Below are 21,190 nucleotides of genomic sequence, written 5' to 3'. Positions count from 1 at the left end.
TACGTGAGAGTGCCCGGCTTCGGGAGGGCGTCGAAGCGGCCGGGCTGCGCGGCGATGTCGGCCGTGATGATCCTGGCGCAGGACTGGCCGAAGGTGATCGGTCCTGACGCGGGCGCCGCGTTCGGACGGGCATGCCTTCCGTAACGGAGACGGCGAGCCCGATACGTGCGCCGGCGGCCTCGGTGACGGCGGTCCTGGCGATCGGCAGGCGGGACACGATCACGACCCCGACATCGGCGCCGGTTGCCTCCCGTACGGTGCCGAAGACGACGGACGGCCCGGACGCGGAAGGGGCCGCGGCGGCCGGGAGACCGGTCACCGCGGCCACCCGGCCGTTTTCGTGTGCGTGTTACGACAGTTCGCCGTCGTAGTCGGGCAGCTTGAAGGTGCGCTCGGCGTGGCCGCCCACCAGGTCGGTGGTGTTGTTTCCGATGTTGGCGATGATCGTGTAGCCCTTGGCCTCGATCTCCGCCCGCTTCTCGGTCTTGTAGGCGCTGACCTCGTCGAAGAGGTCGGGCAGGTCGCGCACGTAAAGGCCGTCGACCGGGTAGCCGGCCTTCTTCAGGTTCCAGTCGGTGAGCGAGTAGATGATGCCGGGACGGGCCGTGACGAAGAAGATGGCGACGCCGCGGGAGTCCGCGTAGCGGGCCAGGTCGCGGACCTGCCGGACCGCGGGGGTCGGCAGCTCCCAGAAGTAGTGGAAGTCGGTCTCGAGCGAGGTGTTGTCGATGTCGAGGACGATCGCCTGCTTCTCGCCGGACGCGTTGGCGGTCCTCTGCTCGATGTAGGGGCGGGCGACGTTGATGACGGCCGCCACATCGCGCTGCCAGGTGGCGTAGTCGACGTCGGTCTTGAAGGTGGACGCGGCGGCTGCGGTCTTGGGTGCAGCGGGGGCGGCGGTCTGGGCGGCCGTGGCCGCAGGGGCGGCCGTGGTGAGAGCCGCCACGGCGAGGGTGGCCGCGGTGCCCGTCCTCCATTGACGTGCATGCATGGGGGGTTCTCCTGGGTCTCGATGCTGCGCAGGGAAGAGCCCGTTCGTCGGGACAACGAACAGGCGTTGGCATGCTCGCGTCCAATGATGTACGGAATGAAACATTCCCTCTACTGGTCAGTAGCGTCAATTAGTTGGAGAGATGTTCCTGGTGACGTGCCGCACCCTTCGACGGCAGTGCACCGACGGGAGCGGCACGGCGGGCGGAGACGGTTTCGGGGGCATTTCCGCTACATGTCGGGCACATGTCCGGAGAAGGCGGACGCCTGAGTTCCCTTTGAGGCGCCATCGAGCCGGCCGGGACGGCTACCGGCCCTGAAGCCACCAGGTGATCCACACGACCACGCCCGAGCCCGCGGCGGTGGCGATTCCTCGCACCAGACCGAAGAGGGCCGTGGGCCCGAGTCGCCGGACGGAGTACCTGTTGTTCCCTTTGTTGTTCACCGTGATCCTTTCGGTCGGAGATTGACAGGTCCGGTCCCCAAGGCCTTCGCACCGGCAGGGTGCGGAGCTCGTGTTGGCCGAAGTGGCGGCAGCAGCAGGCGTGTTGCCCGTAATCTCCTGCTCGGCGGCTCGGCCGACGGGATCGGAACGGCGCCCAGCGTGCACCCGGGAAGCGCCGCGGTTCACCGGTGGCGGTCGACCCCGGATAGGGACGCCGAAGGGGCAGGTCAGCAGGCGATCGACAACCACCGGCGCCGGATTGCGCCGGACAGCCGGACCGGGGGACGCGGATGAGCGAAGGGGGCGGAGCCGACGCGGCCGAGGAGCAGCGGCGCCGGCTGGGGAAGCGGCTGCGAGCTCTGCGTCTTGAAGCCGGGCTGACCCAGACCGACCTGGCCGAACACATCGGTTCCGCCAAGCAGACGATCTCCGATCTCGAGAACGGCAAGGGCAGAAGCGCACCCCACCACGGCATGTTCGAGAAGTACGTACAGGCCTGCCTGGCCCGGTCGCAGGCGGGCAGGGTCGTACAGCAAGAGCGATGGGTGAGCCTGCGTGGGGACTACAAGGTTCTGCAGCTCCTGCTGGAACATGCGCAGGACGGTCGCGCCGGTGCGGTCAGCACCACACCCGGCCGCTCCGCCGGCCGGTGCCCTTATCCCGGACTGGAGTCCTTCACCGAGGACACCGCCGAGTGGTTCTTCGGCCGCCGGGCCCAGACCGAGGAACTGCTGCGGCTGCTTCGCACCCGCGTCGAGGGCGGGCCGCCCCTGTTCCTGATCGGCGCCTCGGGCGCCGGCAAGTCGTCCCTTCTCGACGCGGGCCTGGTCCCCCAGCTGCGCCTGGGACGTCTGTCGCCGGACGCTTCGGCCCCCGCAACGGCGGTCCGGCTCACGCCGGGGGCGCATCCGTTGGACGCGCTGCATGAGCAGCTGAGGAGGACGAAGGACGGCATCGACGGGCCCTGGGTGCTGATGGTGGATCAGTTCGAAGAGATCTTTTCCCAGTGCGAGGACAGCGAGGAGCGGCGCGCCTTCGTGTCCGCGCTCGTCGCACAGGCGGCCGGAGGTACGAATCGCCGGCCCGTCCCCGTAGTGGCGGCCGTTCGCGCCGACTTCTTCCACCGCTGCATCGCCTTACCCGGGTTGGCCGGGATGGTGACCAAGGGGAACATCGTGCTCGGACCGATGACCGAGCCCGATCTTCGGCAGGCGATCACCGGTCCGGCTCGCGCGGCAGGCGTGGAACTCGAGCCGGGACTGGTGGAGATGCTGCTGCGCGACCTGGACGTGCGGGGCGGCAGCTACGAAGCAGGCACGCTGCCGCTGCTGGCTCACGCGCTCCAGGCCACGTGGGCCCAGGGCGACGGCCGCCGTATGACGCTCGCCGGTTACCACGCCTCCGGAGGCATCCAGAACGCGGTGGCCCACACGGCTCAGGGGGTGTACGACGCCCTGGATCCGGACGAGAAGCAAGCGGCACGCCGCATGCTGCTCCGCCTCGTTGCCGTGGACGACGGCGGTGGGGCCGTGCGCCGCCGGGTCCGCGAGGAGGAGCTCGCACACGAGAGCGGACCTGCCCGCGTCGCTCTGCAACGCCTGATCGCGGAGCGCCTGGTCACCGCGGACGACGGAGCGGTACAGATCACCCACGAAGCACTCGTGCGAGCGTGGGCGCAGCTGCGGGAGTGGCTGGTGGAGGACCGCGACTGGCTGCGCGTGCACCGCGACCTGACCGCGGCCGCCGAGACCTGGCAGGCCCTGCAACGTGATCACGGGATTCTGTACCGGGGGCACCGGCTGGCCCAGGCCACGGACATGGCCGCGCAGCACCGTGCCGACCTCAACCCGCTGGAGAGGGAGTTCCTGGCGGACAGCGTCGTGGCGGCAGAGGCCGAGATCACCGCGGCCGAGGCCGAGGCCGAAGCGACCCGGCGCCGCAACGAAAGGCTGCGGCGGCTCACCGCGGCCCTCGCACTGCTGGTGGTGGCGTCGGTGGTGGCCACCGGTGTCGCGGTGTGGCAGTGGCAGACCGCCGAAGGACAGCGCAGATCGGCCGACCGGAAGAGCCGGCTGGCCGCTGCGAGCAGTCTCGCCGCACAGTCGCGCACAACCCTGGGAAGCCGGCCCGACCTCGCGAACCTCCTTGCCCTGGCCGGTCTGCGCAAGGCGGCCGTCCCTGGGACCGACGCGGCTGCCCAATCTGCCCTGTCGAGCCCCATGCATCCTGTTCGGCCGCTCATCGGTCATACCGGGGAGGTCACCGCGGTGGCATTCAGCAACGACGGGCACACCGTGGCTACCGGGAGCAAGGACAGGAGCGTCCGTCTGTGGGCAGGCAACAGCCGTCGAGTGACCGCCACATTGACCGGTCATACGGGTGAGGTGCTGGCGGTGGCATTCGCTCCCGACGGGAAAACCCTGGCCACAGGTTCCGCAGACGGCACCGCGCGGCTGTGGGACGTGCGTACCGGCCGTCCGATCGTCACGGTTACCGGTCATACGGGTGAGGTGCTGGCGGTGGCATTCGCTCCCGACGGGAAAACCCTGGCCACGGGATCCGCAGACGGCACCGCGCGGCTGTGGGACGTGCGTACCGGCCGGCCCGTCGCCACCCTGCGCGGCCACACGAGCAGGGTGAGTGCCGTGGCGTTCGGTCCCGACGGCCACACACTGGCGACGGGCAGCTGGGACGACACCGCACGGCTGTGGGATCTGCGTACCCGTAAGGCGACCGGCACGCTCACCGGGCACGGCGGCGAGGTGTACGGGGTGGCGTTCAGTCCTGACGGAAGGTCGCTCGCCACCGGTTCCGCGGACGGCACGGCGAGGCTGTGGCATGCGCGTACCCGTCGACACGTTGCCACCCTCCGAGGGCACACACGTGTCGTGAGTGCCCTGGCGTTCGCGCCCGACGGTCGCACGCTGGCGACGGGCAGCTGGGACGACACCGCCCGGCTGTGGGATCTGCGGACCCGCAAGGCGACCGGCACGCTCACCGGGCACACGGGTGAGGTACGTGCGGTCGCTTTCAGCCCTGACGCGAAGTCGCTCGCCACGGGCTCCGCCGACACCACCGCCCGCCTCTGGGGCACCGAAACCCGGCGGGCGATCACGGCTCTGACCGGTCACCAGGACTACCTCGACGCCGTGGCCTTCAGCCCCGACGGCCGGTCACTCGCAACCGGCAGCAGAGACGGGACCGCACGGCTGTGGGATGCCCGTACCCACCGATCGACTGCCACCATGACCGGCTCGGCCGGCCGGGTGTTCGCGGTTGCGTTCGGTCCCGACGGCCGATTACTGGCAACCGGCAACAAGGACGGGACCGCACGGCTGTGGGACGTCCGTACGCACCGGCCGACGGCTGTGCTCCGCGGTCACAGCGCGACGGTCGACGCTGTGGCGTTCAGTCCCGACGGCCGGACGCTGGCCACCGCCTCCACCGACGGCACCGCTCGCCTCTGGGACACCCGTACCCACCGGCCGACCGCTGTGCTGCGCGGTCACAGCGGCTGGGTCGACGCACTGGCGTTCAGTCCCGACGGCCGCACGCTGGCCACCGCCTCCACCGACGGCACCGCTCGCCTCTGGGACACCCGTACCCACCGGCCGACCGCCACCTTCAACAGCAGCACCGAACTCATGGTCGCGGTCGCGTTCAGCCCCGATGGGGCAACGCTGGCGACCGTCCCCACCGATGGGACCGCCCAGCTGTGGGACGTCACCACCCAAAGACTGGTCGCCACGCTCACCGGCCACAGCGACGAGGTGACCGCGGTGGCGTTCAGCCCCGACGGAGAGACGATCGCGACCAGCAGCCGGGACGGTACGGCACGCCTGTGGGCCACCGCTCGCGCCCGCCCGGTTGCCACACTCGGCGGCCATACGGGCTGGGTGACGGCGGTGGCGTTCAGCCCCGACGGCAACACACTGGCCACCGCTTCCTGGGACCGCACCGCCCGGTTGACCCCCGTGCCACGCGTGTGGGCCTCCGAACTGTGCCGTCGAGCGGGCCGCAACCTGACTCAGGACGAGTGGAGTCTCTACGTCGGCGACGACCGTTACGAGCGTCTGTGCCCGAACTTGCCGTCCCTCCAGTAATTGCCGTCGGCGTGTCACTCCCGCATCAGGGGTGATGCGAGGGGTGTCGGCAGCTCGAGGGGTCCTGGAGGTCTTGTCGAACCGGAGGGCGGACACCGCGCAATTGCCGCCTCGTGCGCGGTCGCGGACCTGGCCGGCACGATCCCGTCGAGTAGCCTCGTGAGAACGTCCGGCCGAGTCCGCCCCGTCGGCGTCCGTGGCAGCGACAGCCGCACGAAGTCCCGCTCGACATCGGTCAGTTCATGGCGGCATGGCGCCTGGTCCTGATCCACCAGCCGAGTTCACATGGCCGGCGGACCCTGGCTAGCAGTCCTTCTCGCGCAGCGAGTGCAGATGGGCACTGGACCTGCGGGCGAAGGTGAAGGACTCGACAGGGTTGTCGTGCTCCGCCTGCCAGTGGTGCGCGAGGCGCCCGCCGCGGGTCCGGGTCACCGCGGAGATGAAGCGCTTGTAGTCGATGTCACCGTCACCGACGTCGACCATGCGGTAGCCGTCGCGGGTGCCCGGGTCGTGTTCGCCGTCCTTGACGTGGAAGAGGGGGTAGCGGTCGGGCTGATCGAGGACGTAGCGCAGCGGGTCGAAGGGCGCGGGGGTGCCGTCGGCGCGCTTGCCGAAGCGGAACTGGCCCGCGTACGCCCAGTAGATGTCCATCTCCAGGTAGACGAGATCCGGGTCGGTCTCGGCGAGCAGGACGTCGTAGAGGCGGACGTCGGGCCTGTCGGTGGCGAAGGAGAACTCCTCGGCATGGTTGTGCTGGTAGAACTTCATGCCCCGCTTCTTCGCCTCGGCGCCGTAGTGGTTGAAGTCCTCGGCGCAGCGCTTCCAGCCGTCGACGGTGGCGCCGTAGCGCCAGGGGCCGGACGCGGTGCCGATGTGCTTGAGGCCGAGGGCCTGGGCGTCGTCGAGGACCTTGTCCAGGTTCTGGGCGAAGCTGTACGCGTTCGGGTCGTTGTCGTTGTAGTAGTTGACGTGGCTGCCGATGGGATTCAGGCCGTGGTCGCGGGCGAGCCGCTTGAGCTGGGCGAGGGTGATGGGGCCGGCGGAGCCCTGGGTGTAGCCGGCGAACTCGATCTCGTCGTAGCCGTACTTCTCGAGCTCCGCGAACACGGGCGCGAAGCCGAGGGTGGAGACCTTGTCGCGCAGCGAGTAGAGCTGGATGCCGAGCCGGCCGGGCGGCAGGACGGGACGGCCGCGTCCGTGGCCGTGAGCGGTGGCCGGGGTGGCGGCGGCGCCGAGGAGGGCTGCGACGCCGGCTCCCGCGGCCACGCCGAGCATGCCTCGCCTGGTGAGCTTGTGGGCGAGCTCGGGATCGTCGTGCTTGCTCGTGCGGCTCATGGTGGATAACTCCTCGTTGTCAGTGGGCTGTGATTCAGTGGAGACCAGCGAGTTGAAGCAGCAGGGACTTCACTTCGGTGGCCGCGACGCGGCCGCTTACAGCGCGGGGGGTGGAGCACAGAATGAGCGGACCTTCGTCATCGCTCGTGGGGATGCGGCCATGGCTGCCGCGAATAGGTGAGGGGTCGAGGGGCACGACCGCGAGGCGGTAGCGCATGCCGAGCTTCTTGCGGGCGATCGCCTTGGCCGCCTTGACTCGTACGTAGGGGTCGAGCGGATCCATGAACAGCTCGGCGGGGTCGTAGCCGGGTTTGCGGTGGATCTCGACGAGCTGCGCGAAGTCGGGGGCGCGGTCGTCGTCGAGCCAGTAGTAGTACGTGAACCAGGCGTCGGGGTCGGCGATGGCGACGAGTTCGCCGGAACGCGGATGGTCGAGGCCGTTGGCCTTCTTGCCCTCGTCGTCGAGGAGGCGGTCGATGCCGGGCAGGTCCGCGAGGGCGTCGCGGGTGGCGTCGAGGTCCTCGGGGCGGTGGACGTAGATGTGCGCGAGCTGGTGGTCCGCGACGGCGAACGCGCGGGAGGCCATGGGGTCGAGGTACTCCATGCCGTCCTGGGTGTGGACCTCGAGGAGGCCTGCGCGGCGCAGCGCGCGGTTGATGTCGACGGGGCGGCTGACACGGGTGATGCCGTATTCGGACAGGGCGACGACCGTTCGGCCCTCCTGCTCGGCGTCTTTCAGCAGGGGTGCTATGACGGCGTCGAGGTCGGCGGCGGCCCGGTGGGAGCGGGGGTCGTCGGGGCCGTAGCGCTGCAGGTCGTAGTCGAGGTGCGGCAGGTAACACAGGGTCAGGTCGGGGTGGCGGGTGCGCATGACGTGTCGGGTGACGTCCGCGATCCACCGGCTGGAGACGAGGTCGGCGCCCGGGCCCCAGAAGTGGAAAAGGGGGAAGGTGCCGAATGTCTCGGTGAGTTCGTCGTGGAGTGCCGGGGGCCGGGTGTAGCAGTCGGGTTCCTTGCGGCCGTCGGCGTAGTAGACGGGGCGGGGAGTGACGGTGATGTCGGTGTCGGCGCCCATCGCGTACCACCAGCAGATGTTGGCGACCGTATAGCCGGGGTGGGCGCGGCGGGCGGCGTCCCAGACCTTGTCGCCGGAGACCAGGCCGTTGTGCTGGCGCCACAGCAGGACGTCGCCGAGTTCGCGGAAGTACCAGCCGTTGGCGACGATGCCGTGCTCGGCGGGCAGCGCGCCGGTGAGGAAGGTGGACTGGGCGGCGCAGGTGACGGCAGGCAGGACGCTCGACAGTGCGGCCTGCGAGCCGGAGCCGGCAAGTGCCTTGAGGTGGGGCATGTGCTCCAGCAGCCGGGGGGTGAGACCGACGACGTCCAGCACGAGGAGGGGGGTGGGCTGCGCGGTGTCCGTCATGGCAGTTCCTTGAGGCCGAGATCGGTCAGCAGGTCGCGGGCCAGGGTGAGTTCGGCGGCGATCCCCTCGGCGAGCTGGGTGCGGTTGCGGGGGCGCAGCGCGGTCGGGAGCGCCTGCCATGTGTAGGTCTCGACCTCGAGGTGGCGGGTGCGGGGGGCCGGGCCGCCTACGAGCCGGGTCAGGGTGTCCTGCAGCACGGGCAGCGTAGAGGTGAGCGGCGGGGCGGGCGGCGCGTGCAGAGGGATGTGGAAATGGGCACGCCAGGGGGCTCCCTCGGGCAGCGCCCGGCCGGTCAGGGCTTCGTCGAGGTCGTCGGTGCCGCGCAAGCCGGCGGCGGTTCGGGTGCGGGTCTGGTGCAGGAAGCGAGGCTCGGCAAAAGCCGCGAGAGCCTTGCGTACCTCGGGCAGATGGGGGTTTTCGGCGTGGAGAGCGGCGGACAGCTGTGCCTTGGGCACGGCGATGCCGGCCGCCGCGAGAGCGGTGACTGCGATTTCCGGGTCTTCGAAGGAGGTGGCGAGATGACAGGTGTCGATGCAGATGCCGATACGGCTGCCGGCGACGGCGGTGAGGGGGCCTATCGCGTCGGAGGTGGTCTCGATCGTGCAGCCGGGCTCGGGTTCGAGAGCGATCCGGATGGACTTGCCGGTGAGTTCTTCGAGCGCGTCCAGGCGTTCGGCGAGGGTGATCAGGGCGGTGCGGGCGGTGGCGGCAGCGGATTCGTCGAAGGGGGTGCGCCAGGCGATGGGCAGCGTGGAGATGGTGCCTTCGGTGACGTCGTCGGGGAGGAGCGCGGCAAGGAGGCGGGCGAGGTCGGTGGTGTGGGCGAGGCGTACCGGATCGGTCCAGTCCGGCTTGTAGACGCGGTACTTGACCTCCTCGGCCCCGAATCCCTCGTACGGGAATCCGTTGAGGGTGACGACCTCCAGGCCGCGGCGTTCCAGCTCGGCGCGCAGGCCGCGCAGTGCTGCCGGGTCCGTGATCAGGGAGTGGGCGGCGTTCTTGGCGAGCCACAGGCCGATGCCGAGGCGGTCGCGGCCGAGCCGTCTGCGCACGGGCTCGCAGTGGTCACGCAGCTGCGCGAGGACACCGTCGAGGGTCTCGGCGGGGTGGACGTTGGTGCAGTAGGAGAGGTGGACGGTGGACCCGTCGGGGTGGCGGAAGCGCATCCTGTGGCCTCCTCATTCCCCGCCGCGGAGGATCGAGTTGCCTTCGTGCAGACCTTCCGGTCCGGGCAGGTCGAGCTGGAGACGGCCGCTGAGACCGTAGAAGGCGACGGGGTTGCGCCACAGGACCTGATCGACGTCGTCCTCGGTGAAGCCGGACGCGAGCATCGTGTCGCCGACCTTGCGGGTCTTGAGCGGGTCACTCCTGCCCCAGTCGGCGGCCGAGTTGACCAGGACCTTCTCGGTCCCGTAGGTCTTCAGGATCGAGACCATGCGGTCCTCGTCCATCTTGGTGTCGGGATAGATGGAGAAACCGAGCCAGCAGCCGCTGTCGGTGGCGGGTTCTACGGTGGTCTCATTGAGGTGGTCGAGCAGGACGCGGTCGGCCGGCAGGTCCGACTCGCGGATGACGTCGACGGTGCGGTGCAGCCCGGCGAGCTTGTCCCGGTGCGGGGTGTGGACGAGGGCGGGCAAGCCGTGGTCGGCGGCCAGTTGGAGCTGCGCGGCAAGTGCGAAGTCCTCCGCGGGGGTCATGGAGTCGTAGCCGATCTCGCCGACGGCCACGACGGAGTCCTTGACGAGATAGCGGGGCAGTGCGTCCAGGACCGGGGTGCAACGGGGGTCGTTGGCCTCTTTGGGGTTGAGGGCGATCGTGCAGTGGTGGGCTATGCCGTACTGGGCGGCGCGGAAGGGTTCCCAGCCGAGGAGTGCGTCGAAGTAGTCGAAGAAGCTCGCGGGCGAGGTACGGGGCTGGCCGAGCCAGAAGGACGGCTCGACGAGCGCGCGTACGCCCGCGGCATACATGGCCTCGTAGTCGTCGGTGGTGCGGGAGGTCATGTGGATGTGGGGGTCGAAGATACGCATCAGGACTCCTCGGACTGCTCGGAGTGCTCGGATTGCTCGGACTTTCCGCCGGTCAGGGCCAGCACGCGCGTCAGATCGTGGGGGATGTCGCGGCCGGCGGCGGTGCGCTCGGCGGCGTAGTCGGTCAGCATCCGGGAGAGTTCGCCGTCGCCCTGGGCGCGGCGGTCCAATCCGGCGACGGCGTCGAGGGGCACACCGGTGAACAGGCACTTGAGGACGGCGTGTCGCCAGGCGTGGGTGTCGAGGTGGGTGGCGGCATAGGGGCCGACGGCCGCTTCGACGAGGCGGGTGTCGTTGGTGCGCAGGGCGTCCTCGACCAGGGGCAGGGCGACGGGGCCGTCGATCAGGGCGGGCAATGCGAGAAGCACGGCGCGGCGTTCGGCTGCGGTGCCCTGCTGGTAGAGGCGGGTGAGGGTCTCCACGCCCGCGTGCGCTGCGACGAGGAGGAGGGTGCGCACGGAGTCGGCGTTGGCCGGGCCGCAGTGCCGTCCGGCGGCGGCGAAGCGGAGTTCCCAGGTGTGGGTGGCGTACGGGGAGGGCGACGGGGCCGCCTCGGCGGCCGCGCGGATGGCTTCGGCGAGGGCGTCGCCGAGCCATGTGCGAGCCGGTTCGTCGAGACGGGCGTCGATGTCCCTGCGGGAGGGGGTCATGATGCCGGTGCTCCCTTCGGGCGGAGGAACTCGATCGAGGCACGGGCGAGTTCGGGGCCCGCGTGGGAGTGACGGGGCAGCTCGACGACGGTCAGGCCCTGGTAGCCGGTGGCTGCGAGGGCGTCGAGCACGGGCGGGAAGTCGATCTCGCCGTCACCGAAGGGCAGGTGCTCGTGGACGCCCCGGCGCATGTCCTCGATCTGGACGTGTCGCAGCCAGGGCGCGGCCTCGCGGATGCAGTCGGCAGGGGGCAGGGGTTCCAGGCACTGGCAGTGGCCGATGTCGAGGGTGAGGCCGAGGGGCGCGGGGTTGCCGAGGCAGGTGCGCAGGTGGTGGAAGTCGGCGAGGGCTTCGACCAGGTGGCCGGGTTCGGGCTCGATCGCGACCGGCACGCCCGCGGTCGCGGCGGCGTCGAGGACGGGCAGGAGCGCCTCCTCCAGGCGCTTGAAGGCGGTGTCGGGGTCGGTGCCGGGCGGGGTGATGCCACTGAAGCAGTGCACGGCATGGGCACCGAGGTCGGCAGCGACGCGCACGGCGGTGATCAGCAGCCGGGTGCGGGCGGCCCGGGCGTCCGGGTCGGGGTCGAGGAGGGACGGGCCGTGCTTGCGACGGGGGTCGAGGACATAGCGGGCGCCGGTCTCGACGGTCGCGGTGAGGCCGAGTTCACCGAGCCTGCGGGCCACGCGGGCGGTGCGGGCCGCGAGGTCGGGGGCGAGGGGGTCGAGGTGCATGTGGTCGAGGGTCAGCCCGACGCCGTCGTACCCGAGGTCGGCGAGGAGGGCGAGGGCGTCGTCGAGCCGGAGGTCGGTGAGGCCGTTGGTGCCGTAGCCGAGGCGGAGGTGGGGCGCGGGGGCCGGCGCGGGACTCATGTCAGGCTCACTTTCCGGGCGAGTGTTCGGCCGAGTGGTGCGAGTCCCATGACGGCGAGGCCGGTGACGTTGGCGCCGGCGCGGGCGGCGAGGGCGCACTGGAGGGGGATCATGGCCCGGATTCCGCCACCGACGGCCCGTTGGGTGAGGGGCGGGGAGGGGTTGAGTGCGGCGTGGAGGAGAGGCTGGGTGGTGGTGCGGAGGTAGGCGGCGGTGAGGAGGGAGGTGACCAGCCGCGAGGCGTTCTCCCCTGCCCGGCCGGTGCCGACGCTCGGGGGCAGGCTCTGTCGTGCGCGGCCCCGGGCGGGGTCGGGCCCGCGGCGCGGCGCGGCGTACCGCCGACGGGCGCCGGCCGGGAGGGCCTGCCGGGTGCCGGGCCGTGACACCGCGGCAGCGATGGCGGCCGTGGTGGCGAGGGCCGCCAGAGGTGCGAGGGTGGATCCGCCCTGCGCCTCATGACGGGACACGGAGGTGACGGCATAGGTGTGTGCGGCGAGCAGCGCGGCGGCGGGCAGCGCCCGGAGAGCGGCCGCTGCATCGTCCGCGCCCGGCGGACGCGACAGACCGGGCGTTGCCACATCCATCGGCTGGACGGTGCGCTGCGCTCCGTCGGCCGGAGCGCGACCGGCACCGCGGGACGCGGCGGCTGCGGCAAGCGGAGTCGGCCAGGCCGTGCGGGCGGCCCGTGCGAGCCCGGTGCCGGGTGCGGTCGCGACACCGGGCGGGGCGTCGAGGGCACGCGTGAGCGGCCAGGTGACGCCGCGGACCGCCCGGGTGGCCGCGATGGTGCCCGCAGCACCGGACGGGGACGCCGGACGAGAGGTGCGCGGTGTCCTGGGTGGCGTGTCCGGGTGCGCGGCCCGCGTGCGCCGAACGCCGGCCGCCGCCGGCACGGCCGGCCCCCGACGGTCCGAACCGCGAGGCGCGCCAGGGCCGTTGTGGACCGCGTTCGCGGACCCGCCGGACAACGTTGCCGTCGCACCCAGCAGCAGGTCCAGGCCGCGGGCCACCGCCATTGCGGCCGGGCCCGCCTTGGTGTGCTTCAGGCGGAGGTCGTAGGCCCAGACCGTCGCCGACAGGGCCGCTGCCACCGCCAGGGCCGGGCGGCCCGCCCTGGCGGCCAGGGCCAGACCTGCTGCTGTCAGGGCCGCCGAGGCGGTGAGCGCCGCGGCCGGGGTGATGCGGCCGGAGGGGATCGGGCGGTGGGGGCGGTCGACGGCGTCCTCGGCGCGGTCCGACCAGTCGTTGAGTGCCATGCCCGCCTCGTACAGGCACAAGGACGCGCCCACGGCGAAGGCCGTGCCCCGGTTCGGGCGCGCGCCTGCGGCTGCGGCGCCTGCGAGGGCATCGCCCGGGACCGTGAACAGGGCGGAGATACGCAGCAGTTCGGCCCAGGCACGAAGTCCGGCCCGGGCGGTGCGGGGCTCGGGGATCGGTCCCGCCGGACCGGCACGGCCGGCGGGACCAGAAGTGCGGGCCGGGCCCGCCGGACCTGCGGCACCCTCGGGACCGACGGGACCGCCGATTCCCTCGGGACCGGCGGGACCCGACTGGCCCACAGGACCGGAGGTGTGGGCCGGGCCCACATGACCTGCGGCACCCTCGGGGCCGGCGGGACCGGCGGGACCGGTGAGCTTCGCCGGACCGGCGGCACGCCCTGGACCCGCAGGACCGGCGAGCTTCGCCGGGCCGGCCGGACGGGCGGGGTCCTCGGACCCTGCGGTTCTTTCGGCGCGAGGCCGCAGCCGGGCGGGCGCGAGGCGCGTCAGCAGGGACCGGATCATTGGGCCTCCCGCAGGCGGTCTGCGAACGAGAGCAGCTCACCGAACTGGTCGGCGAGCGCGGCGGGGCCGCCGTCCGGGTCCTTGAAGTAGAAGCCGAGTTCCGGGAGCGGCCCGGACAGGCCGGCAGCGTGGGCGCGGGCCACCAGACGGGCCAGGTCCAGGACGAGGGGCGCGGCGAGGGCCGAGTCGCAGCCCTGCCAGATGGTCTGGAGGATCATCCGCGATCCGAGGAAGCCCTCGAAGGCGATGTGGTCCCACGCCGTCTTCCAGTCGCCGAGCGCAGGGACGTCGTCGATGTGGACCTCACCCTCGGGCGCGCTGCCCAGCACGTCCGCGAGCACCCGCTCCTTGCCCGCGTTCTTCGCGGCCGCCGCGCCCGGGTCGGCCAGCGCCGCACCGTCGCCGCCACCCAGCAGGTTGGTGCCGGACCAGGCCCTGACCGAGAGCGCCCGCTGCACGAACATCGGGGCGAGCACGGCGCGCAGCAGCGTCTGGCCGGTCTTGCCGTCGCGGCCCGCGTGGGGAAGTCCACTGGCCACGACGGCGTCCTGGAGGGCAGGTGTACGCAGCCCGGTGGAGGGGGTGAAGTTGACGTACGGGCAGCCGGCGCGGAGTGCCGCTGCCGCGTACAGCGAGCTGGGCGCCAGCCGCACGGCGCCCGGTTCCGGCAGCGGCTCGGTGGAGGAGACGTTGAGGACGACGACCCGGGCGAGCCCGAGCCGCTCACGGAAGGAGCTCAGGTCGTCGCTGAAAGCGGCGATGAGTTCCTCGTCGGTGCGGGTGTCTCCCGGCTGCGGTCCCCCGGCGCGTATCTCTTCGTCGGCGGCGGCCAGTTCGCCGTGGACGGCTTTGACGAGCCCGTGCGGCAGCACCCCGGCTCCGGTGAGTTTCTCGGCCCGTTTGGGCAACGGACAGTGGGCGGTGTCGTGTCCGCCGAAGACGAGTGAGGGCAGGGGCGGCAGACCGGCGTCGGCGAAGGCCGGCGTCTCGGTGACCATGCCGGTCGGCGGGTGCAGTCCGGCTGTGACGGCCGCCCAGCCCGCGACGGCTGTGGTGGCCACCGATCCGCGTGCTCCCACGAACCAGACTCCGGTGCGACCGGTCCGCCCGGTGCGACCGTTGTGAGCGGTCCGCCCGGTGATTCCGGTTCGCCCGGTGCCTTCGGAACGTCGATTTCCGTTGGTCACGGCTGCCCTCCCTGCCCTTCGGTGTGGTGGTGACGGCGGGCGGAGGGTACGGCGCCTCCCCGCCCGCCGTCGGTCTGCGGGCCGCCTACGAAGGCAGCTCCTTCAGCTGGATGTCCCTGAAGGACACCTGGTCGGCGGCCCCGTGGTTCTGGATGCCGATGTAGCCGTCCCTGAGGCTGCGGGCCGGGTCGGTGTTGGTGAAGTCGTTGATCTTCACTCCGTTGAGGAAGACCTGGAGCCGTTCGCCCTGGACCCGGATCTCGTAGCTGTTCCACTGGCCGGGCGGCCGCAGGACCTGGTCGCGGGCCTTGATGTTCGCCGACTTGAAGCCGTAGACCGCGCCCGTGGTGCGGTCGGCGGCATCCGTGGCGTCGATCTGCACCTCGTAGCCGTTGTTCACCGCGGACCACGGGTCGTCGGAGGCCGGGAATCCGACGAAGACACCGGAGTTGTCGTCGCCCGCCATCTTCCAGTCGAGCTTGAGGGAGTACGCCTTCAGCTCCTTGGCCTGGTACCAGAGCATGCCCATGCCGCCCTGGGAGCGCAGTTCGCCGTCGACGACGTCGAACGTGCCGGGCCCGGCCTGCTTCCACCCTTCGAGGGTCTTGCCGTTGAAGATCGGCCGGTAGCCGGTCCGCGGCTTGCAGTCGGCGCTCACCTGGCCGGCCGCGTAGCGCAGTCCGCCGAGCAGGTGCTGCCGGAAAGCGGGCTCGGCGTACGACTCCTTGGTGTGGCCCCCGCCGGTGTAGAAGGCGCGGCCGCCCTCGTAGGTCTGGCACCAGGCGATCGGGTGGTCGCCCTTCATGGTGCCGCCCTGGTAGGTGGTTTCGTCCAGGGTGGCCAGGACCCGGGCCTGCGAGCGCGGGTTGGTCCGGTAGTTGTACCACTCGTCGGTGCGCTCCCAGGCCTCGTCCAGGTGGGAGGTGGCCGGGTGGTCGTGGTCCTCCACCCGGACGGTCGCCTTCTGGATGTGGGGGTGGGACTGGAAGTAGGCGCCGACGAGCCCCCCGTAGAAGGACCAGTCGTACTCGGTGTCGGCCGCGGCGTGCACGCCCATGTAGCCGCCGCCGGTGGCCACGTAGTTCTCGAACGCCTTCTGCTGGTCGGCGTTCAGCACGTCACCTGTGGTGGACAGGAACACCACCGCGTCGTAGCGGGCCAGGTTGCTGGTCGTGAACTGCCCGGCCTCCTCGGTGGCGTCGACCGTGATGTTGCTGCCCGCCCCGAGTTCCTTCAGTGCGGCAACACCGGTCGCGATGGAGTCGTGGCGGAAGCCGGCGGTCTTGGAGAAGACGAGGACCCGCTTGGCACTCCGGTCGACGGGCGTGTCGGACAGTTCGAAGTCGTCGACGTCGTACAGGGCCCCGGCTCCTCCCTTGAAGACGAGGAAGAGTTCGGTGGTCTTCGTCGGTACGGCCCGTAGCGGCACGTCGATGTCCTGGAAGGTCTCCCAGCTGCCGGTCACCGGTACCGGTGCCGAGCCGAGGATCGGGCCGCTCGCGGAGCCGGTGCGCACCTCGAGGAAGCCGCCGGCACCGCCGGAGGAGATCCGGGCGGTGAGCTTGGTGGACCCGGTGAGGTTGTACGGCTTGAAGGAGATCCAGTCGCCGTTGTCGATGTCGCCGACCGTCCTGCCGCCGTGCGCGGCCGTCTTGTCGTACGTCTTGATGCCGGCGGAGCCGTTGAAGTGCTCGGCCTGGCGGTGTCGCGGCTGGAGCTGGGACTGGTCGTGGCTGGTCAGCGCGGCCTGGCCGCCGCCTCCGCCGTCGGTGTACTCGGCGTCGAAGACTCCGAAGATGTTGGCGTCCTGGTCGTGACCGCCGTCCGCGGAGGTCTTGATGGTGCCGGTGCAGCCGTTGGCAGAGGTGACCGGGTGTCCGTGGCTGTCGTGGCCGAGGACATAGGTCACCTTGACCTTGGCGCAGTCGATGGTGCCGTCCTCCGGGTCGGTCACCGTGACCTTGAAGGGGATCTCGTCGCCGAAGCTGAACAGCGCGCCTTCAGCGGGGAGTTCGAGGGTCACCTTGGGTGCGGTGTTGCCGACGACGACATGGACGCTGGCGGATCCGGTACGGCCGCTCGGGTCCTTGGCGGTGACGGTGGCGGTGTAGGTGCCGTTCTTCTTGTAGGTGTAGGTGGGGTCGGCGGCGGTGGAGGTGCCGCCGTCACCGAAGTCCCAGGAGTACGTGAGGTCGTCGCCGTCGGCGTCCGTGGTGCCGGCCGAGGAGAAGGAGACGCGCAGCGGCGCCTTGCCGGAGGTCTTGTTCGCTGCCGCTTCGGCGACCGGGGAGCGTCCGTCGGTGGCGTTCTCGATGCGGTAGAGGCCCGAGTTCTCGTCGCCGCCGAACCAGGCGGTGCCGTAGTCCAGGACGTACAGCGCACCGTCGGGCCCGAACGCCATGTCCATGATCTGCGTTCCGGTCCAGGACACGGGGTTGATCGACTGGACGGCGCCGTCCTCACCCTGCTCGATCCGTTTGATCCAGCGCCGGCCGAACTCACCGGCGAAGAAGTCCCCGTCGTACTCCTCGGGGAACTTCACCGGCGAGGTCGATGCGGCGTCGTAGCGGTAGACGGGTCCGCCCATGGGGGACTCGGAGCCGGTGCCGAACTCGGGTACCGATCCGCCGTTGTACGGAATCCATGCCTTCTGCGCGGGTGGCAGGTCGACGAGTCCGGTGTTGTACGGGGAGTCGTTCTTCGGGGCGTCGCAGTCGAACGCCGGACCGGAGGTCTTGGTGGCGAAGTCGTAGTCGCGGTAGGCGTCGTTGTTGCCGGTGCAGAACGGCCAGCCGAAGTTGCCGGGGCCGGTGACACGGGCGAACTCGACCTGGCCGGCGGGTCCGCGGTTCGGGTCGGCGGCACCGGCGTCGGGGCCGTAGTCACCGACGTAGACGATGCCGGTCTTCTTGTCGACGCTGAACCGGAAGGGGTTGCGGAAGCCCATGGCGTAGATCTCGGGCCGCGTCTTGTCGGTGCCGGGAGCGAAGAGGTTGCCCTCGGGGACGGAGTACGACCCGTCGTCGTTCACCTTGATCCGCAGGATCTTGCCGCGCAGGTCGTTGGTGTTGCCCGAGGTGCGACGGGCGTCGTAGGCGGGGTTGCGTCCGGGCCGGTCGTCGATGGGCGTGTAGCCGTCGGAGGCGAAGGGGTTGGAGTCGTCGCCGGTCGACAGGTACAGGTTGCCGGCCGCGTCGAAGTCGATGTCGCCGCCGACGTGGCAGCAGATGCCGCGGGTCGCCGGAACGTCGATGACCTTCTTCTCGCTGGCGTTGTCGAGTGTGCCGTCGGCCTTCAGGACGAAGCGGGAGAGACGGTTGACTCCGTCGAACCTGGCGAAGTCCGCGGCGGTTCCCTCGTTGGGGGCATCGCCCGCGGGAGTGTCCAGCGGGGGTGCGTAGTAGAGGTAGACGGCCCGGTTCTCGCTGAACTTCGGGTCCAGGGCGATGCCTTGGAGCCCTTCCTCGTCGTGCGAGTAGACGGGGATGCTGCCCACCACGCGGGTGTTGCCCGCGGCGTCCGTCATGCGCAGCTCCCCGTTGCGGGAGGTGTGCAGGACGCTGCGGTTCGGCAGTACGGCCAGCGACATGGGTTCACCGGTCTCCTCGCCGCCCTTGGCGAGGGTGACCTGTTGGAATTCCGCGGCGGCCGCTGCGGCCGCTTCCGGGTCGGCCGCGGTTGCCTGCGGCGCGGTGAGGGCGAGTGAGGTGGCGGCGAGAAGGCTGCCGGTGAGGAGTGCGAGTGCCTTGCGGGCTCTGTGCCGTTTGCTGTGCACGTATGTCCTCCGGTAGTGGCCGGTCGAACGGGCGGGTTGCCGTGGAGTGCTGAGCCGGGCCGGACCGGTCGCGCGGAGCCGCGCTGCCGGCCCTCGTGACGGTGCTGTTCGCACCGCGCGCCGGGCTGATTCCGTGGAACCGGAGTGCGCCGTCACACCGGGGACCACCTGTGTCCTGTACGCCTGAAGGGACGGTAGCCGGGTTCGTCCTGGACGGAAAGCCCTTGTGCAGCAAGGAAGTTGAACTTTCTCCCGGATCAGGACAAAGCCGGGTCGAGGCAGGCCGGACCGGCCCGGCGGCGGATGCACCGCCGGGCTCGGCACCTGCTGTTTTCTACTGGTCGCCACCGCCGAACGCGGCATCGAAGGAGGCGCTGGGCGGGTCGAAGTCGAACCGCTTCAGACCGGCAAGCGCTTCCGGGGCGCCCTGCAGCCGGTCCATTCCCGCGTCCTCCCACTCCACCGAGACCGGGCCGTCGTAACCGATGGAGCGCAGCATCCGGAACACGTCCTCCCAGGGCACGTCACCGTGCCCGGCCGAGACGAAGTCCCAGCCGCGCCGCGGGTCTCCCCACGGCAGATGGGAGCCGAGCCGCCCGTTGCGCCCGTCGAGGCGCTTGCGGGCCTCCTTGCAGTCGACGTGGTAGATCCGGTCCCGGAAGTCGTACAGGAAGCCGACCGGGTCCAGGTCCTGCCACACGAAGTGGCTCGGGTCGAAGTTGAGCCCGAAGGCGGGCCGGTTGCCGACCGCCTCCAGGGCACGCTTGGTCGTCCAGTAGTCGTAGGCGATCTCGCTGGGGTGCACCTCGTGGGCGAAGCGCACGCCCTCGGCCTCGAAGACGTCGAGGATCGGGTTCCAGCGCTCCGCGAAGTCCTCGTAACCACGGTCGATCATCCGCTCCGGGACCGGCGGGAACATTGCCACCAGATGCCAGATGGACGAGCCGGTGAAGCCGATGACCGTGCGCACCCCGAAGGCGGCCGCGGCCCTGGCGGTGTCCTTGAGCTCCGCTGCGGCCCGCTGCCGTACGCCCTCCGCTTCGCCGTCGCCCCAGATACGGGCGGGCAGAATGCCCTGGTGCCGTTCGTCGATGGGGTTGTCGCAGACGGCCTGGCCGACCAGATGGTTGGAGATCGCCCAGCATTTGAGTCCGTACTTGTCGAGGAGTGCACGCCGCCCGTCCAGGTAGGACGGGTCGGCGAGCGCCTTGTCGACCTCGAAGTGGTCGCCCCAGCAGGCGAGTTCGAGACCGTCGTAACCGAAGTCCCGGGCGAGCCGGCAGACCTCCTCCAGCGGCAGATCGGCCCACTGGCCGGTGAACAGCGTGAACGGGCGTGGCATCGGACCTCCTCCTGAGGCTGTGTCTACGCGGCCGGGGCCGCTTGTGCTGTGGGTACGGGGGTGTACGCGGCGTTCTTCGCGACGCTCTCCTCCACCGCCGCGAGCACGCGCTGCACCTGTAGCCCGTCGGCGAACGACGGCGCCGGGTCGGCCTCCGCGGCGATCGCGAGTACCAGGTCACGGGCCTGGTGGGCGAAGGTGTGCTCGTAGCCGAGCGCATGGCCCGGCGGCCACCAGGCCTCGAGGTACGGGTGCTCCGCCTCGGTGACCAGGATCCGCCGGAATCCGGCCGTGGTGGCGGGCTCGCTGTGGTCGTGGAACGAGAGCTCGTTCAGCCGCTCCAGGTCGAAGGCGAGCGAGCCGAGCTCACCGTTGATCTCGAGCCGCAGCGCGTTCTTGCGGCCCGACGCCATCCGGGTCGCCTCGAAGGAGGCCAGCGCCCCCGAGGCGAGCCGGCCGGTGAACAGGGCGGCGTCGTCGACGGTGACCGGACCGCGCTCGATGCCGCCGGACGCGGACAGTCCGGCCGAGGCGCCCGCGAGCAGCGGCCGTTCTCGTACGAAGGTCTCCAACTGCGCCGAGACGCCGACCAGCAGCTCCCCCGCGAGGTACTGCGCGAGGTCGACGATGTGCGCCCCGAGATCGCCGAGCGCCCCGGAGCCCGCGCGCTCGGCCTTGAGCCGCCAGGTCAGCGGGAACTCCGGGTCGACCAGCCAGTCCTGGAGGTAGGTCACCCGGACATGGCGCAGGGTGCCCAGCCTGCCCTCGGCGATCAGGCTCCGGGCGTAGGTGATGGCCGGCACCCGCCGGTAGTTGAAGCCGACCATGGCCACTTGGCCACGCGCCCTTGCCGCTTCGGCGGCCGTGACCATGGCCTCGGCCTCGGCCACCGAATTGGCGAGCGGCTTCTCGCACAGGACGTGCTTTCCCGCCTCCAGCGCCGCGATGGCGATTTCCGCATGGCTGTCCCCCGGTGTGCAGATGTCGACCAGCTGCACATCGTCGCGGGCCACGAGGGCGCGCCAGTCGGTCTCCGCCGCGGCCCAGCCGTGTTTGCCGGCCGCGGCCCGCACGGCCTGCGCGTCACGGCCGCCGATCGCGGCGAGGACCGGCCGCAGCGGCAGGTCGAAGACGCGTCCCGCGGTGCGCCACCCTTGCGAATGGGCGGCGCCCATGAAGGCGTAGCCGACCATGCCGACGCCGAGTGTCGGCGGCGCGGCCTCGCTGTCCGTGTGCTCCATACGGATTCCTCCTCGTCGG

The 21,190-nt window shown here is 71.0% G+C and carries 14 protein-coding genes; 1 reads left to right on the top strand and 13 read right to left on the bottom strand.

Annotation, left to right across the window (positions count from 1 at the left end):
• Window positions 1–349 precede the first annotated feature (349 nt).
• Window positions 350–991, bottom strand: coding sequence for an HAD family acid phosphatase (locus ABZ208_RS03530; RefSeq protein WP_356907902.1), 642 nt, complete (start codon window positions 989–991; stop codon window positions 350–352).
• Between the two features lie 306 nt (window positions 992–1,297).
• Window positions 1,298–1,435, bottom strand: coding sequence for a hypothetical protein (locus ABZ208_RS03525; protein WP_356907901.1), 138 nt, complete (start codon window positions 1,433–1,435; stop codon window positions 1,298–1,300).
• Between the two features lie 290 nt (window positions 1,436–1,725).
• Between ABZ208_RS03525 and ABZ208_RS03520 the strand changes: the two genes are divergently transcribed.
• On the top strand, window positions 1,726–5,538 hold the full coding sequence (locus tag ABZ208_RS03520; protein ID WP_356907900.1) for a helix-turn-helix domain-containing protein: 3,813 nt from the start codon (window positions 1,726–1,728) through the stop codon (window positions 5,536–5,538).
• Window positions 5,539–5,841: 303 nt separating this feature from the next.
• On the opposite strand, the gene ABZ208_RS03515 is transcribed toward ABZ208_RS03520, so the two are convergent.
• The 11 genes from ABZ208_RS03515 to ABZ208_RS03465 form a co-directional block, all read right to left on the bottom strand.
• Window positions 5,842–6,873, bottom strand: a complete 1,032-nt coding sequence (locus tag ABZ208_RS03515; protein WP_356907899.1) for a sugar phosphate isomerase/epimerase — start codon at window positions 6,871–6,873, stop codon at window positions 5,842–5,844.
• Between the two features lie 34 nt (window positions 6,874–6,907).
• Window positions 6,908–8,296 carry a nucleotide pyrophosphatase/phosphodiesterase family protein gene (locus ABZ208_RS03510; RefSeq protein WP_356907898.1) on the bottom strand — a complete coding sequence of 463 codons (1,389 nt, stop codon included), beginning with the start codon at window positions 8,294–8,296 and terminating at the stop codon, window positions 6,908–6,910.
• A complete protein-coding gene (eboE, locus tag ABZ208_RS03505; protein WP_356907897.1) occupies window positions 8,293–9,462 on the bottom strand; it encodes a metabolite traffic protein EboE in 1,170 nt (389 codons plus the stop codon). The genes ABZ208_RS03510 and eboE overlap by 4 nt, the downstream gene beginning before the upstream one ends.
• 12 nt (window positions 9,463–9,474) lie before the next feature.
• On the bottom strand, window positions 9,475–10,323 hold the full coding sequence (locus ABZ208_RS03500) for a TatD family hydrolase (protein WP_356907896.1): 849 nt from the start codon (window positions 10,321–10,323) through the stop codon (window positions 9,475–9,477).
• Window positions 10,323–10,973 carry an EboA domain-containing protein gene (locus ABZ208_RS03495; RefSeq protein ID WP_356907895.1) on the bottom strand — a complete coding sequence of 217 codons (651 nt, stop codon included), beginning with the start codon at window positions 10,971–10,973 and terminating at the stop codon, window positions 10,323–10,325. The genes ABZ208_RS03500 and ABZ208_RS03495 overlap by 1 nt, the downstream gene beginning before the upstream one ends.
• Complete coding sequence (locus ABZ208_RS03490) at window positions 10,970–11,842, bottom strand: sugar phosphate isomerase/epimerase family protein (RefSeq protein ID WP_356907894.1); 873 nt, start codon at window positions 11,840–11,842, stop codon at window positions 10,970–10,972. The genes ABZ208_RS03495 and ABZ208_RS03490 overlap by 4 nt, the downstream gene beginning before the upstream one ends.
• Complete coding sequence (locus tag ABZ208_RS03485) at window positions 11,839–13,626, bottom strand: UbiA family prenyltransferase (protein WP_356907893.1); 1,788 nt, start codon at window positions 13,624–13,626, stop codon at window positions 11,839–11,841. Before ABZ208_RS03485 ends, ABZ208_RS03490 begins: the two co-directional genes overlap by 4 nt.
• The gene (locus ABZ208_RS03480) at window positions 13,623–14,768 is read right to left on the bottom strand and encodes an inositol-3-phosphate synthase (RefSeq protein ID WP_356907957.1); all 1,146 of its coding nucleotides are present in this window, start codon (window positions 14,766–14,768) and stop codon (window positions 13,623–13,625) included. Before ABZ208_RS03480 ends, ABZ208_RS03485 begins: the two co-directional genes overlap by 4 nt.
• 130 nt (window positions 14,769–14,898) lie before the next feature.
• On the bottom strand, window positions 14,899–18,588 hold the full coding sequence (locus ABZ208_RS03475; protein ID WP_356907892.1) for a ThuA domain-containing protein: 3,690 nt from the start codon (window positions 18,586–18,588) through the stop codon (window positions 14,899–14,901).
• Window positions 18,589–18,922: 334 nt separating this feature from the next.
• On the bottom strand, window positions 18,923–19,930 hold the full coding sequence (locus tag ABZ208_RS03470) for a sugar phosphate isomerase/epimerase family protein (RefSeq protein WP_356907891.1): 1,008 nt from the start codon (window positions 19,928–19,930) through the stop codon (window positions 18,923–18,925).
• A gap of 23 nt (window positions 19,931–19,953) precedes the next feature.
• Window positions 19,954–21,171: a Gfo/Idh/MocA family oxidoreductase gene (locus ABZ208_RS03465; protein ID WP_356907890.1), complete on the bottom strand. Its 1,218-nt coding sequence runs from the start codon at window positions 21,169–21,171 to the stop codon at window positions 19,954–19,956.
• Between the last annotated feature and the right edge of the window lie 19 nt (window positions 21,172–21,190).

The sequence above is a fragment of the Streptomyces sp. NPDC006208 genome, from assembly GCF_040613775.1.
Classification (GTDB): Bacteria; Actinomycetota; Actinomycetes; order Streptomycetales; family Streptomycetaceae; genus Streptomyces.
Note: the sequence above shows the minus strand (reverse complement) of the source record. Positions and strands in the feature narration are given on the sequence as shown.

Excerpts from the sequence above, each read along its gene's own strand:
- ABZ208_RS03530 (WP_356907902.1), bottom strand. The coding sequence starts at position 991 with ATGCATGCACGTCAATGGAGGACGGGCACCGCGGCCACCCTCGCCGTG.
- ABZ208_RS03520 (WP_356907900.1), top strand. The coding sequence starts at position 1,726 with ATGAGCGAAGGGGGCGGAGCCGACGCGGCCGAGGAGCAGCGGCGCCGG.
- ABZ208_RS03515 (WP_356907899.1), bottom strand. The coding sequence starts at position 6,873 with ATGAGCCGCACGAGCAAGCACGACGATCCCGAGCTCGCCCACAAGCTC.
- ABZ208_RS03510 (WP_356907898.1), bottom strand. The coding sequence starts at position 8,296 with ATGACGGACACCGCGCAGCCCACCCCCCTCCTCGTGCTGGACGTCGTC.
- eboE (WP_356907897.1), bottom strand. The coding sequence starts at position 9,462 with ATGCGCTTCCGCCACCCCGACGGGTCCACCGTCCACCTCTCCTACTGC.
- ABZ208_RS03500 (WP_356907896.1), bottom strand. The coding sequence starts at position 10,323 with ATGCGTATCTTCGACCCCCACATCCACATGACCTCCCGCACCACCGAC.
- ABZ208_RS03495 (WP_356907895.1), bottom strand. The coding sequence starts at position 10,973 with ATGACCCCCTCCCGCAGGGACATCGACGCCCGTCTCGACGAACCGGCT.
- ABZ208_RS03490 (WP_356907894.1), bottom strand. The coding sequence starts at position 11,842 with ATGAGTCCCGCGCCGGCCCCCGCGCCCCACCTCCGCCTCGGCTACGGC.
- ABZ208_RS03485 (WP_356907893.1), bottom strand. The coding sequence starts at position 13,626 with ATGATCCGGTCCCTGCTGACGCGCCTCGCGCCCGCCCGGCTGCGGCCT.
- ABZ208_RS03470 (WP_356907891.1), bottom strand. The coding sequence starts at position 19,930 with ATGCCACGCCCGTTCACGCTGTTCACCGGCCAGTGGGCCGATCTGCCG.
- ABZ208_RS03465 (WP_356907890.1), bottom strand. The coding sequence starts at position 21,171 with ATGGAGCACACGGACAGCGAGGCCGCGCCGCCGACACTCGGCGTCGGC.